The following is a 12,981-nucleotide window of genomic DNA, read 5'->3' on the forward strand; positions in this document are numbered from 1 at the left end:
GTGTCACGGCATGTGGCGCAGGTCGTCGATGCGATGGTCGAATTCGCCGTCGGTGTCGTCGACCGCGTCCTCGAGGCGTCCGTTCTCGAGCGGCCGGTACACGAAGACGGTGTTCAGACCGACCTCGCGGGCGGCGCGGAGGTCGTAGGGATGCGAGGCGACCATCGCCGCGCGGGACGGATCGACTCCGAGATAACGGCAGGTGCGTTCGTAGAGGAAGTGCTCGGGTTTGAAGGCGCCGAACAGTTCGGCCGTGAGGATGACGTCGGCCTCGAGTTGCCGGTCGCGGAAGAGTGTCACCATCGTGGCCATATCGGTGTTCGACAGGGTCGCCACGACGGCCTGCGAACGGAGTTCCTTCAGTCCGGGTCGCACGTCCGGCCACGCTTCGAGGCGTTGCCATGCCCGCGCCGTCTCGATGCGCACATCGTCCGGAAGCTCGATCCCGAACTGCTCACACACGTCGCCGAGTCCGTCGACGTAGGAGTCCTGCACGCGATACCAGTTCTCCACCGACTGGTCGAGACGGAGGATGCGCTCGTAGTAGTCCTTCCTCCAGGCCCGGACCAGGTCGCCCACGGTCGCCGGATCGGCATCCGGTCCGAGGGCATCGGCCACCGCGCGGGTGACCGGGGTGTAGAAGTCCATCAGGGTGCCCTGCACGTCGAAGATGTACGCGTCGTATCGGCTCACGCTCCGGAGCATGCCCGGTCACGTCCTCCCGAAACGAGCCCGCCGAAGACCCCACGCCGGTGTGACCCGCGTCGCATACTGGGACCGAAGCGTCGCGCCTTCGGGGGTACACCATGGACGACCTGGCCGAATTCCGTCACGATCTCGATCGCATCGAACACCGCGTCGCCGGTGAGGTGACCGTCGGCCGCTCACGCGTCCGGATCCTGGCGGGATGTGTCGCGCTGCTGGTGGTAGGTCTGCTGCTTCCGCAGGCCACGTCCGTGACGTCTCTGACGACCCTCGTGCGCTGGGATTCCGACTCCGTCGCCCTGCCGGTGCGGATCTTCGACGCTTTCGTGGTGGTGTTCGGCATCCTCGTACCGCTCGTCGCGTTGCTCCGTCGTCGCTGGGGTGCCGCAGCGATCGCGATGCTCGGTTCGGGCGCGGCGTCGATGGTGGGGCTGTTCGCCGTCTGGTCGCAGGCCGGGATGGTCGCCCACACCCCACACGCACCGCATGTGGGCCTGTACCTGTGCTGGGGCGCCGTGATCGCCTCCACTGCGGTGTGGCTGCCTGTCGTACTCTCCACCGCTCCCCTGCGCAGCGATCCTCCGATCACGGCCGGAGTTCTGACACCCCGGCACGACCGCTGATCTCGCGTCCAGCAACTTCACAGTGGCGCGCATCACACCTTCGGTGCAACACTGTAATCAGTGCAACACGCACCCCGGTCGCGTCCCCGGGAGGACATCATGCGACATTCACACATCCACGGATTCGGACGAACGGGCGGTTGGCAGCAGGCCGACGTCCCCGACGCGAGCGATGCCGCCGAGTGGTTCGCCGGCAGGCTCCCCGACGACTGGTTCACCGGACAGCCCGACATCGAGATCGACAGGGAGGAAATCTTCGTCGTCGGCCCCCTCGGGGTACCCGACGGCGCGAGCGACACCGAGATCGACGGACGCATCGCTCGGTTCCGCGAGACCACACGCGCCGACCGGATGCGCATCGCCGACGAGGCCGAGGCCCGCTACGGCCGCAAGGTGGCCTGGGGGGTGAAGATCGGCGACCGCACCGCCCTGTTCACCCACCTCGCCGTCCCGGTCATGACACGGCTGCGCCAACCCGAGCGGAAGGTACTCGACACTCTCGTCGACGCGGGGGTCGCACGGTCCCGTTCCGACGCACTGAAGTGGACCGTCAGGCTCGTAGGCCGGCACTCGGAGCAGTGGCTCCAGGAACTGCGGGAAGCGATGAAAAAGGTCGACGATCTGCGTTCCGAAGGTCCGCAGGTCTGACCTCCGAGACTCGGAGAACCCAGTCCCGCGCCGTCGTCACGGAATCCACCGTGGCGACCCCGTGGGGCGCGGCAGGCCGGCGCACGACGATCACGCGCACGCCCAGCTCGTCCGCCGCGTCGAGTTTGCCGCGGGTGAACGAACCACCGGAGTCTTTCGTGACGAGCGTGTCGATCCTGTTGTCGAGCAGAAGCTTCCGTTCGTCGTCCCTGGTGTAGGGGCCGCGCCCGAGCAGCACCGACCAACTCGGCGGCACGTCGGTCGTCACGGGGTCGACGACGCGGACGAGCACGTCGTGTGCAGCGAGCGGCCCGACGAAGCGGTCGAGCGTCTGCCGTCCCGTACTGAGGAAGATCCGCCGGCCGGTCGCGGCGTTACGGGCCGCGGCGTGGTGGTCGTCGACCCACGTCCACCGACCGTGCCGGTCGTGCCAGCCGGGCCTCTGCAGACGCAGCAACGGCACGTGTGCCACGGTGCATGCCGCAGCGGCGTTCGCACTGATGCCGGCTGCGAACGGATGGGTGGCGTCGACGACGGCTCGGATACCGCGCTCGCTCAGGTACCGGGCGAGGCCCTCGGCGCCACCGAACCCTCCGATGCGTACCGGGCCGACGGGCAGGCGCGGGTTGCGGACCCGGCCCGCGAGTGAGGACTCGAACTCGATCGCGTCGTCGTCCAGAGCAGCGGCGAGCGCGCGTGCTTCACCGGTTCCACCCAGGATCAGGACCGTCACCGCAGAGTCCCCGTCAGCACCGGCAGGGTCCGCTCGTCGGACAGCATGTCGAGCAGGGCATCCATGTCGAGGTGTTCGTCGACGAGGTCGGCGAGTGCCTCGATGCGGGACTCGCGTGCAGCCGGGAAACTCACCTCGCCGGTACGGATCTCACGACCCACCGCCGCGGCGACCTCGTGCAGCCACGCCCACCGCAGAGCATCCCCTTCGAGGGCACCGTGCCACATGGTGCCGAACACCGAATCCACCCGTACGCCACCGAGGAAGTCCGTGCCGCCGTCGACGGTGATGCGTCCGTGATGGATCTCGTATCCGGAGGCAGCGGCGTCCAAGGCCGAACCCCGGGGTAACCGCAGAACCTTGGCCGGGCCGAACGTGGTGCGCACCGGGAGCAGTCCGAGGCCCGCCGCGTGCGCGCCGGGCACACCTTCGACACCGTGCGGATCGTCGATGTGCGTACCGAGCATCTGGAATCCCCCGCAGATACCGAGGACCGGGTAACCCCGGTTCGCGTGTTCCACGATGGCGGTGTCGAGACCCCGCGAACGAAGCCACGCGAGATCCGCCAGGGTCGCGCGGGTTCCGGGCACGATCACCACATCGGTTCCGGCGAGCGCCCGGGGATCGTCGACGAAACGAACCCGCACATCCGGCTCCAGGCACAACGCGTCGACGTCCGTGAAATTGCTGACGCGCGGCAGCATCACGACACCGATGGTCACGGCGCCGTCGCCGTCGTGCGCGGGACGGGAGGTGAGGGCGAGCGAGTCCTCGGAGTCGAGCCACAGGTCGCGCTGCCACGGCAGCACACCCACTACCGGGCGGCCGGTGAGCTGTTCGAGCGAATCCAGCCCGGGCTTCAGGAGCGAGACGTCGCCACGGAACTTGTTGATCACGAAGCCGCGGACCAACTGTTGATCCGCGGCGTCGAGCAGAGCCAGCGTGCCGTACATCGATGCGAAAACGCCACCGCGGTCGATATCGCCGACGACGACGGTGGGCATCGAACCATGCCGTGCCAGTCCCATGTTCACGTAGTCGTGGGCACGCAGGTTGATCTCCGCCGCGCTACCGGCACCTTCGCACACCACCACGTCGAACCGGTCGCGGAGATCGTCGAACGCGCCGAACGCCGCCTCGGCGAGATGCCGTCGACCACCGGCGAATTCGCCCGCTTCCAGCACACCGGCCGGCCGGCCGAGGACGACGACGTGGCTGCGCCGGTCGCTACCGGGTTTGAGCAGTACCGGGTTCATCGCGGCCTCCGGGATCGCGCGTGCGGCCACCGCCTGGATCCACTGAGCGCGACCGATCTCCGCGCCCTCGTTCGTCACCATCGAGTTGTTCGACATGTTCTGCGCCTTGAACGGCGCGACCTTCAGGCCGCGCCGCAACAAGGATCGGCAGATCCCGGTGACGACAACGGATTTCCCTGCATCCGAAGTCGTTCCGGCGACGAGCAGGCCCGAACCCATGCGGTCAGGCCGGAATCGGCACGCGACGGGAGGCGCGTTCGGTGAGGTAGGCGAAGACCACGCCCAGCGTCGTCCACAGAGTGAGCTGCACGGTGAACGACGCCACCCGGAACTCCCACAGCAGCGTTGCGGGGAAGCCTTCCCCGACCTCGTCGACGCTCGGCAACGCGAGATATCCCAGGCCCACCACGACGAGGAATGCGACTGCGGGACCGGCGATGCGGACGGTGTGCAGATCCTGGGTGGCGAGCGCCTTGGCCACCGCCACGGCAACGGCGATCGCGACGAGTCCGAGGACCACCGAGGCGAGCCACAGCAGAGTGCGCTGATCGATCGTGGCGGGATCGCCGACGGCCGGCGGGTTGGCCGGATACTTCAGGAACGGAACCGCTTCGATCGCCAGCCACGCCCCGGCCGCACCGACCAGCCCGAGCTTCCAGCCCGGCATATCGGTGAGACGGCGCGCGAAGTGCAGCACCGACGCGTAGAGGGCACCGAGCGCGAGACCCGCCAGGCCGGTCGCGAGGAACAACCCCACCTTCTGGCCGGTACGGCCGACGAGAGCATCGTCGCCGTGACTGTGACCGTGGGATTCGCCCGCGGCCGTCGCATGATCGTGATCGTGCGAATGCGATTCGCCTGCAGCCTCTTCGAGCGCGATCGCCGATTCGATGTGAGGTTCGCCGACGACGAAGGCGACACCGCCCGCGAGCAGACCCGCGACGAGTCCGGCGAGCAGGCCCCTCAGTAACAACCGGGTGTAGGTTCCGGGCATCGTGATTCCCGTTCTCAATGGCACGGAAGACCGAGCAGGTGCCGGCCGTCGTGCATCAGTTCGTGCATGAACATGCCGGTGCGCGAGATCGCGCCCTGATCGAATCCGACCAGATAGAGAACGAGAAATGCCGCCACGATCACTGCGGCGAGAGCCACTGCGAGTGCGGCAGAGCCGAGCGACTCGCCGGGTGTATGGACAACAGCCATGACAATCCTCCAGGGATTTCGCGTCCCATTCGATTCCGTCATGTGCCGCGGGAGTTTTCTGGCTTCCGAAGATCTCGCGTTCTCCGGTTACAGTGGCGCGACCGCTCCGGTTTCCCACCGGATTGCCTACACCTCGGCACATCGTTACCGACGAACCTTCGCACCGCTCGGTCGGCGATGTCAAGCGGAAAGGACATACCTGCCGTGCCCCGATTGTTTCTCGTCGCACATGCATCCACCTGTGCGACGGAACAGGCCCGATTCCCCTGCGACGAGCCGCTCTCGGACAGAGGCCGACGCGAACTCGAGCGCGCCTCCGCACCGGTCGTCGACCGGTGGGTGTGTGCACCGGAGCGACGCACGGTCGACACCGTCCACGCCTTCGGGTTCCCCGCCGAGATCGACCCTGCCCTACGCGAGCTCGACTACGGCACGTGGGCCGGATCTGCGATGGACGACGTACCCGAGAGCGAGTTGGAGGAGTGGCTGACCGATCCGGCGGCAGCACCGCACGGCGGCGAATCCGTGGAAGACCTGCTCGGCCGGGTCTACACCTGGCTGGCGGCACAGGGCGACGGCTACGAACGTGTCGCAGCGGTGACCCACCCCGCGGTCGTCCGGGCCGCGACGGTGTGCGCTCTCGACGCTCCGGCGGCCGCGTTCTGGCGGGTCGACGTGCGGCCTCTGGACGTCGTCCGGTTGCACGGCCGACCGGGCCGGTGGACGTTGCGGCCGAACCGATTCCCGCGGTGAGCTACCACGTCACGTCCTTCTCGCACTGCTTCCCGTCGACCGTCGATTCCACCTGGACGGTTGCGTGCTCGAGCCCGTGCGACGACAGCGCGGTGCGCGCCGAGTCGAGGATCCACTGCGGGTCGTGGTCGCTGACGAGATGCACGGTGGCGACGTCCATGCCGGTGGTCAGCGTCCACACGTGCAGGTCGTGCACGCCGCACACGCCGGGCAGCGCGAGCAGGTCGGTGCGCAGGAGGTCGACGTCGAGGTGCGCGGGCGAGGTCTGGGTGAGAATCCGGAGCGACTCGGCAGCCAGTCGCAGTGCGCGCGGCACGACCCACAGGGAGATGAGCACACCGACGACGACGTCGGCGAGGCTCCAGCCGAAGATCATGACGAGTGCGCCTGCGATGAGGACGCCGACCGATCCGACGGCGTCGGCGAGCACCTCCATGTAGGCGCCGCGCACCGCGATGCTGTCCTTCGCGTCGGCCCGGAGCATGAGCATCACGACGATGTTTGCGGCGAGTCCCGCGAGGGCGGTGACGATCATGGGGAAACCGGGGAGTTCGGGGGCGTCCCCGATGCGGTCGATCGCCTCGTAGAAGACCCATCCCGCGACGCCGAGCAGCAGCACTGCGTTGACCATCGCGGTGAGGACCTCGGCGCGGTGCCAGCCGAAAGTACGCGAAGCGGCGGCACTTCCACGCCGGGCCAGAACGAGGGCGACCATGCCCATGGACACCCCGACGACGTCGGTGAGCATGTGCCCCGCGTCGGCGAGGAGTGCGAGGGATCCGATCAGGAGACCGACGAACGCCTCGAGCACGAAGAACGCGCCGAGGATGCCCAGCGCGAAGCCCATGCGCCGGATGACGCCGCGCGTGGGACCGGCCCCGCGACCGTGACCATTGCCGACGCCGTGTGAGTGCCCGTGACCCGAACCCATCGATCTCCCTCTCCGAAACCTCGGGCCATCGTATGCATGAATGCGCATATGTTTCAACGCCAGGTGCCCGGCGTGGGTGGAGGACCTGTCCGAGGCCCTATTCGTCCGGGTCGTAGGCCGGGTGTTCGACGGTGGGCGGAAGGGTCGCGATCGCGGAGATCCGCTTGAGTCCGGCGGTCTGCAGCAAGTCCACGATCAACGACCTCATCTGCGCGAACACCACCGTCGCCGACACCCCCGCCCCGGCGATGAGGTCGGGATCCATCTTCTTGGCGATGCTGCGCAGCACACGCGCGGCCTCGGCCTGATCGGGCTGCTCCCCCGGCTCCGCCAGAACCATCCCGCGGAGCACGTCCACCGCATCGGCCACCTCGACGAAACGCTGCACGAGCCGCGGATCGAGGATCTCGTCGTCGCGGACGAGGGTCAGCGACCGGCGCGCGAGCACCCGGATGTTGCGCATCGCGTGGTCGATGGGATCGGCTGCGGCGGCGAGCACCGCGAGTCTGCCCCGACTGTTCCAGTAGAGGGGCGAGATCCGGCTGATCTCCCGTCCGCCCGTGAGGTGGGTGCGCATCGTGTCGATCGCGGGCTGGGTGGCCCGCGCCTGCTTGAGTGCGTCCTCGATCGGTTTCGGATTGTTCTCGACGAGCCCGGCCTCGACCTTCCTCAGGACTTCGCTCGCCGTCGCGAGGACCTCGGCGGCGTTGCGCCGGGCACGCCGCACCGGATGGGTGGGGATCATGGCGACGACCGCGATCCCCGTGAGACCCCCGACCAGGGCGTCGACCATGCGATCGGGCCCCCCTGTGCCACCGGGCGGCAACAGCGTCGCCACGAGCACCGCGGAGTTCCCGGCCTGCATCGCGAAGATCGGGCCGCTGTTCAACGCGACCGCCGTACTCATCGCGATCGTCACGACGAGCGCGATCTGCCACGGTCCGCTGCCGATCAGCGAGACGAGCAGGTCGCCCACGCCGATCCCGACGGTCACACCGCAGACCAGTTCGACGGAACGCCGCAACCGGGCGCCGAGACCGAGCCCGAGGGAGACGACTGCCGCGATGGGCGCGAAGAAGGGCTGGGCGTGACCGACCAGATCCTTCGCCACCCACCACGCCAGACCCGCCGCCAGCGCGCACTGGATGATCGGCAGCGCCGACGAACGCAGCCGTTCGAACGAGTCGGTCAGGCGCCTACGGGCTCCTCGGCGGGTGGGACGGCGTCTGGCCGCGACGGACAGTCTGTTGGCCACAGACATGTACGGCGGCGTCTATTCGACGCCCAGAGCTTCCGCTGCCCGCGGGTCGCAGTCCTCGAGCAGGTCCAGGCAGCGGGCGTGTTCGTCCGTCTCGCCGATCGTCTTCGCGGCCCGGGCGAGCACGGCGACGCAACGGAGGAAGCCGCGGTTGGGTTCGTGGCTGTAGGGCACGGGACCGAAGCCCTTCCAGCCGTTGCGACGCAGCTGGTCGAGACCGCGGTGGTATCCGGTGCGTGCGTAGGCGTAGGCGGCGATCGTCTCGCCACCGTCGAGTGCGGCCTCGGCGAGGTACGCCCATGCGATCGAGGCGGTGGGATGGTCGGCTGCGACCTTCGCCGGGTCCTCGTTGTTCAGCAGGGCCGACTCCGCGTCGTCGTCGCCGGGGAGCAGGGTGGGCTGAGGTCCGAGAAGGTCACCGAAAGACGTCATGGGGTCATTCTGCCCTCCCGCCGCAAAGGCTCGATAGAGTCCCCGGGTAACCGCAGGCCGTCGAGCGAGGTGCAGCACGTTGTCGGACCCGAAGAACGAAGAGACACCCGAGAAGACTTCGACGACCCCGGATGTGGGAACACCGGACGGGGATACGGAGAACGAGCCTGCCGACAAGGTGATTTCCCCCGGGGAGCGGGAGGTGGCGACCCTCGGGCAGACCGAGTCCGTCGTGGTGGGCACGGCAGATCGGCGTGCAGCCGCCGACGAGCCGGAAACCCCCGTCTCCGACGAAACCGGGAAGCCGGATGCCGACGCCACGCCCCCGGATGCGGATGCGGACGAGACAGCAGACACGAACGAGAGCGACACGAACGAGAGCATCGCCACGGACGAGACCGTGGCGATGCCCGTCGTCGAGCGGAAGGCCGTCGAGTCCCGCCCGGCTCCCGAGCCCGAACCCGCGCCCGACGTCGCCGATATGCCGACGGTGCAGATCCCCGTTCGCAACCATGTGCCCAAAGCGCCACCGCAGCGCATCGCGCCGCGCGGTGAGGAACCGCCGGCGCAGCCCGAGCCTGTCCGGGTGGCGGTCCAGCCCACACCCACGCGCATCCCGCCCGCACGCGACAAGGGACGCCGACGGTGGCTGGGAGCCGCAGGGGCGGTAGCCGCGCTGGTGGTGGTGGCGATCGCCGTGGCCGCGGTGGTGGTGTTCGTGCAGCAACGCGCCGACAACTCCCCCGAGAGCCGCATCCGCTCGAGCATCGACACCTTCGTCGGAGCACTCGAATCGGGCGACCTCGCGACCCTGCAGGAGTCGACCTGCGGAGCGCTCTCCGACTTCTACGCGACGGTCGAACCGCAGAACTTCCGCGACATCCATCGACTCGCCGTCGAGCAGGGTGAGATTCCGGTGGTGACGAGCGTCGATCGCATCCAGATCACCGACAGCACCGCGATCGCCCAGGTCACCGCGCACACCGCGAACAATCCGTCCGATGTCACCGACCGCACCTTCGATCTCGCCCTCGACGGCGAGCAATGGAAGGTCTGCAGCGAATAACGGCAGCCCCGACCGACGGCGGCGCCGAACGCGCAGAAGTCGTCGATGCACTCGGCGTGTCGCGACGGCGCCTGCGCACCGACCGGACGACGCAGGGCGCCGACGAGAACGTCGGCGCCCTGCGTGCAGCGGTGGTTTCCTACTTGGCCGAGACCGAGCGTCCCGCCGACTTGAGGTCGTTGCAGGCTTCGATGACACGCTGCGTCATGGACGCCTCGGCCTTCTTCAGGTAGCTGCGCGGGTCGTAGGTCTTCTTGTTGCCGACCTCGCCGTCGATCTTGAGCACACCGTCGTAGTTGCTGAACATGTGTGCCGCGATCGGGCGGGTGAACGCGTACTGCGTGTCGGTGTCGACGTTCATCTTCACGACGCCGTAACTCAGCGCCTCGTCGATCTCCGACTTCAGTGAGCCCGAGCCGCCGTGGAAGACGAGGTCGAACGGCTTCGAGCCCGCCGGCAGACCCAGCTTCTTCGACGCGACGGCCTGGCCCTCGGCGAGGACGGACGGCTTGAGCTTGACGTTGCCCGGCTTGTAGACGCCGTGGACGTTGCCGAAGGTCGCGGCGAGCAGGTACTGGCCCTTGTCGCCGGCGCCGAGCGCGTCGACGGTCTTCTCGAAGTCCTCGACCGTGGTGTAGAGCTTGTCGTTGATGGCGTTCTCGACGCCGTCCTCTTCACCGCCGACGACACCGATCTCGATCTCGAGGATGATCTTCGCGGCCTTGGCGGCAGCGAGGAGCTCCTGGGCGATCTCGAGGTTCTCGTCGATCGGAACGGCCGAGCCGTCCCACATGTGCGACTGGAACAGCGGGTTCTGTCCGTTGTTCACGCGCTCCTGGGAGATCGCCATGAGCGGGCGGACGAAGCCGTCGAGCTTGTCCTTCGGACAGTGGTCGGTATGGAGGGCGATGGTCACGTCGTACTTCTCGGCGACGACGTGCGCGAACTCGGCAAGCGCGACGGCACCGGTGACCATGTCCTTCACACCCAGGCCCGAGCCGAACTCGGCGCCACCGGTCGAGAACTGGATGATGCCGTCGCTGCCGGCGTCCGCGAAGCCCTTGATGGCGGCGTTGATCGTTTCGGACGAGGTGCAGTTGATCGCCGGGAACGCGAAGGAGTGCTCCTTGGCGCGGGCCAGCATCTCGGCGTAGACCTCGGGAGTCGCGATAGGCACAGCGGCTGTCCTCCAGATGAGAGTCGATGGGCATCCCACCGGGATAGGGTGGGTGCCCGGGTTGTCCTTGCAGTATGTCAAGTGAGACGCCCGCTCGATACTCGGGCCGTCCCGGGGGGTGTCGGGATTCGGGGAGAGGTGGACGCCGCCGGTACCCTGGACCGCGTGACTGTGCTCGAAGCCTCGGAGTCCGTGACCAATCTGGCCCTGCTACCGGGGTTTCTGGATCCTGTCAATCTGCTCAATTCGTTCGGGACCTGGATGCTCATCGGGCTGCTGCTCGTGGTGTTCATCGAATCCGGCCTGCTGTTCCCGCTGCTGCCCGGCGACTCGCTGCTGTTCACCGCGGGCCTGATCGCAGCGGCCAAGTCGGCGGAGGTCGAACCGTTCGCCCCACTGTGGGTGCTCATGGTGACGATCCCGATCGCGGCGGTCCTCGGCGACCAGGTCGGCTATCTCATCGGCGCGAAGGGCGGAACCAGGCTGTTCAAGCCGGATGCGAAGCTCTTCAAGCAGGACTACATCGACGAGGCGCACCGCTTCTTCCTGCGCCACGGACCCGCGATGATCTTCCTGGCACGTTTCGTGCCGATCGTGCGTACCTATGCCCCGCTCGTCGCGGGCGCCGCGAAGATGCCCTACCGCGTGTTCATCACCTACAACGTCATCGGCGGCATCGTGTGGGGCGCCGGCGTGACGCTGCTCGGCTACCTGCTGGGACAGATCAGCTTCATCGCCGACAACATCGACATCATCTTCCTGGGCATCGTGTTCGTCTCGGTCATCCCGATCATCACCGAGGTCGGCAAGCGCATGCTCAGCTCGCGTCGGGCCAAGAACGGCCGGGCGCCGGTCGCCGAGGTCGACGACGCGACCATGCCGATCAACCGGCTCGAGTCCAAGTAGGACGAGTCCGACCAGGAACGGTCCGGGTAGGAACGGTCCGCACACCTCGGAAGGTGGATTCCCGCCCGTCGAACGAACGGGCCGGAATCCACCTTCTTCCCTATCGGGACCGGGACGCCGCGACGGCGTAGGCGGCTTCCATGAGCATCCACCCACCGAGCTGCACGGACATGTCGCGCTCGGGTACGGCCGACTCCCGGACGGTGCCGCCCGCGAACCGCGCCACCGAGGTGCCGAGGCCGGGCAGCCGCGCCTGCTGCGACCAGTCACGTCCGAAGACCGGCAGTTCCTCGACCTGCAGCCGGTTCTCCCAGGCAGCCTCCGCCGACGCCAGCACGATCCGTGCCGCGACAGTGCGGGCACGGACGTCGTCGCCGTCGACGACAGGCAGCGTGGTGGCGACCATCGCCAGGTAGCGGGCCAGGATCCCGTTGAACAATCCCCCGTCACCGCCTCCCCCGCCGGTGACGACGCTGCGTTCGGTGAGGTGGTCGTCGACCGCGGCGACGAGCGCGTGGACCCTCCGCCGATGGCAGGGATCGTCGAGTTGCAGGGCCAGCTCGGTCTCGAGGCCGAGCGTCACGCCCTGGCAGTAGCTGTAGATCGCGCGTTCGTGCACGCCGTCGCGGATGCCGTCCAGGACCAGACCGGTCTCGGGGTCGAGCAGGACGTCGTGGAGCCAGTCGGCCATCTCCTCCGCGCGGTAGACCCTGCCGGTGCGGGCGAGCAGCAGCGCCGCCGGACCGTTCGCGGGGGCATTGAAGAAGTTGTCACGCCGACGCCACGGGATGCCGCCGCCGCACTCCGGTTGCCAGGCGTCGACGAGCTCGTCGACGAGGGTCGCGATCGCGCCGCGATGGTCGACGTAGAGGTGCCGTTCGGCACGTTCGAGCGACAGGCCGAGCCACGCCATGTCGTCGTAGTAGTTGTTGGTCCAGCCGGTGATGTTGCGGAAGCGGTGGGTGCGCGCGAGCCGCACGACGCGGCGACGCCGGCGCGGGGTGGCGTCGCGCTCGGCAGCGTCGACGGCGGTATCGATCAGGTGCGCCTGCCACCAGTAGTGCCAGGACAAGAACAGTCGCTCGCGACGAACGGCCGGCCATCCGACCACGCCGAGAGCGGTGCCGGGCAACGCCCAGAGCCGACGGACATGCCGCGACACGATCGCTCCCTCGGCGGCATCGGCCCGTTCCGACCAGACTGCTGCTGCGGTGTTCATCACCCTCCACACTGCCCGACCTGCGGCCGTCCCGACGACGGTCCGCGCGACTTTCATCCCGGAATGCGGGC

General features: G+C 68.2%; 15 protein-coding genes. 5 read left to right on the forward strand and 10 right to left on the reverse strand.

All coding sequences use genetic code 11. From position 1 onward, the window contains the following. Positions 1-3: 3 nt before the first annotated feature. Positions 4-705 (reverse strand): haloacid dehalogenase type II, encoded by a 702-nt coding sequence (locus A8G18_RS03535; RefSeq protein ID WP_064062720.1) that lies wholly within the window; start codon positions 703-705, stop codon positions 4-6. A gap of 101 nt (positions 706-806) precedes the next feature. On the opposite strand from A8G18_RS03535, the gene A8G18_RS03540 reads away from it, so the two are divergent. Both A8G18_RS03540 and A8G18_RS03545 read left to right on the forward strand, forming a co-directional pair. Next, positions 807-1,328 (forward strand): Rv2732c family membrane protein, encoded by a 522-nt coding sequence (locus A8G18_RS03540; protein WP_064062721.1) that lies wholly within the window; start codon positions 807-809, stop codon positions 1,326-1,328. Between the two features lie 99 nt (positions 1,329-1,427). Continuing rightward, the gene (locus tag A8G18_RS03545; protein ID WP_016932306.1) at positions 1,428-1,976 is read left to right on the forward strand and encodes a hypothetical protein; all 549 of its coding nucleotides are present in this window, start codon (positions 1,428-1,430) and stop codon (positions 1,974-1,976) included. Here A8G18_RS03545 and A8G18_RS22290 read toward each other — a convergent pair. Genes A8G18_RS22290 through A8G18_RS03565 form a run of 4 tightly spaced genes read right to left on the reverse strand, consistent with a single transcriptional unit; the run spans position 1,879 to position 5,168 of the window. Then, the gene (locus tag A8G18_RS22290; RefSeq protein ID WP_084421421.1) at positions 1,879-2,709 is read right to left on the reverse strand and encodes a cobalt-precorrin-6A reductase; all 831 of its coding nucleotides are present in this window, start codon (positions 2,707-2,709) and stop codon (positions 1,879-1,881) included. The two genes, A8G18_RS03545 and A8G18_RS22290, sit on opposite strands and share 98 nt — an antisense overlap. Continuing rightward, a complete protein-coding gene (locus A8G18_RS03555; protein WP_064062723.1) occupies positions 2,706-4,184 on the reverse strand; it encodes a cobyric acid synthase in 1,479 nt (492 codons plus the stop codon). The genes A8G18_RS22290 and A8G18_RS03555 overlap by 4 nt, the downstream gene beginning before the upstream one ends. Positions 4,185-4,188: 4 nt before the next feature. After that, positions 4,189-4,959 (reverse strand): CbtA family protein, encoded by a 771-nt coding sequence (locus A8G18_RS03560; RefSeq protein WP_115311498.1) that lies wholly within the window; start codon positions 4,957-4,959, stop codon positions 4,189-4,191. Positions 4,960-4,973: 14 nt separating this feature from the next. Further along, positions 4,974-5,168 (reverse strand): CbtB domain-containing protein, encoded by a 195-nt coding sequence (locus tag A8G18_RS03565; protein WP_016932310.1) that lies wholly within the window; start codon positions 5,166-5,168, stop codon positions 4,974-4,976. Positions 5,169-5,372: 204 nt separating this feature from the next. On the opposite strand from A8G18_RS03565, the gene A8G18_RS03570 reads away from it, so the two are divergent. Continuing rightward, positions 5,373-5,921, forward strand: a complete 549-nt coding sequence (locus A8G18_RS03570) for a histidine phosphatase family protein (protein ID WP_084421424.1) — start codon at positions 5,373-5,375, stop codon at positions 5,919-5,921. Between the two features lies 1 nt (position 5,922). Here A8G18_RS03570 and A8G18_RS03575 read toward each other — a convergent pair whose 3' ends face one another. From A8G18_RS03575 to A8G18_RS03585, 3 genes are all read right to left on the reverse strand, one after another. Next, positions 5,923-6,852 (reverse strand): cation diffusion facilitator family transporter, encoded by a 930-nt coding sequence (locus A8G18_RS03575; protein ID WP_064062726.1) that lies wholly within the window; start codon positions 6,850-6,852, stop codon positions 5,923-5,925. 97 nt (positions 6,853-6,949) lie between these two features. Beyond that, on the reverse strand, positions 6,950-8,113 hold the full coding sequence (locus tag A8G18_RS03580) for an FUSC family protein (protein ID WP_172506060.1): 1,164 nt from the start codon (positions 8,111-8,113) through the stop codon (positions 6,950-6,952). Positions 8,114-8,125: 12 nt separating this feature from the next. Further along, positions 8,126-8,542, reverse strand: coding sequence for a DUF3151 domain-containing protein (locus A8G18_RS03585; RefSeq protein WP_064062727.1), 417 nt, complete (start codon positions 8,540-8,542; stop codon positions 8,126-8,128). A gap of 79 nt (positions 8,543-8,621) precedes the next feature. Between A8G18_RS03585 and A8G18_RS03590 the strand changes: the two genes are divergently transcribed. Beyond that, positions 8,622-9,608: an Rv0361 family membrane protein gene (locus A8G18_RS03590; RefSeq protein WP_064062728.1), complete on the forward strand. Its 987-nt coding sequence runs from the start codon at positions 8,622-8,624 to the stop codon at positions 9,606-9,608. Positions 9,609-9,747: 139 nt separating this feature from the next. Here the strand turns inward: A8G18_RS03590 and fbaA are convergent, their stop codons facing one another. Continuing rightward, positions 9,748-10,785 carry a class II fructose-bisphosphate aldolase gene (gene fbaA / locus A8G18_RS03595; RefSeq protein WP_064062729.1) on the reverse strand — a complete coding sequence of 346 codons (1,038 nt, stop codon included), beginning with the start codon at positions 10,783-10,785 and terminating at the stop codon, positions 9,748-9,750. A gap of 138 nt (positions 10,786-10,923) precedes the next feature. Between fbaA and A8G18_RS03600 the strand changes: the two genes are divergently transcribed. Next, a complete protein-coding gene (locus tag A8G18_RS03600) occupies positions 10,924-11,691 on the forward strand; it encodes a VTT domain-containing protein (protein ID WP_016932317.1) in 768 nt (255 codons plus the stop codon). 100 nt (positions 11,692-11,791) lie between these two features. Here the strand turns inward: A8G18_RS03600 and A8G18_RS03605 are convergent, their stop codons facing one another. Then, complete coding sequence (locus A8G18_RS03605) at positions 11,792-12,910, reverse strand: glycoside hydrolase family 76 protein (protein WP_064062794.1); 1,119 nt, start codon at positions 12,908-12,910, stop codon at positions 11,792-11,794. Between the last annotated feature and the right edge of the window lie 71 nt (positions 12,911-12,981).

The organism is Rhodococcus gordoniae (assembly GCF_001646655.1).
Taxonomy (GTDB): Bacteria; Actinomycetota; Actinomycetes; order Mycobacteriales; family Mycobacteriaceae; genus Rhodococcus; species Rhodococcus gordoniae.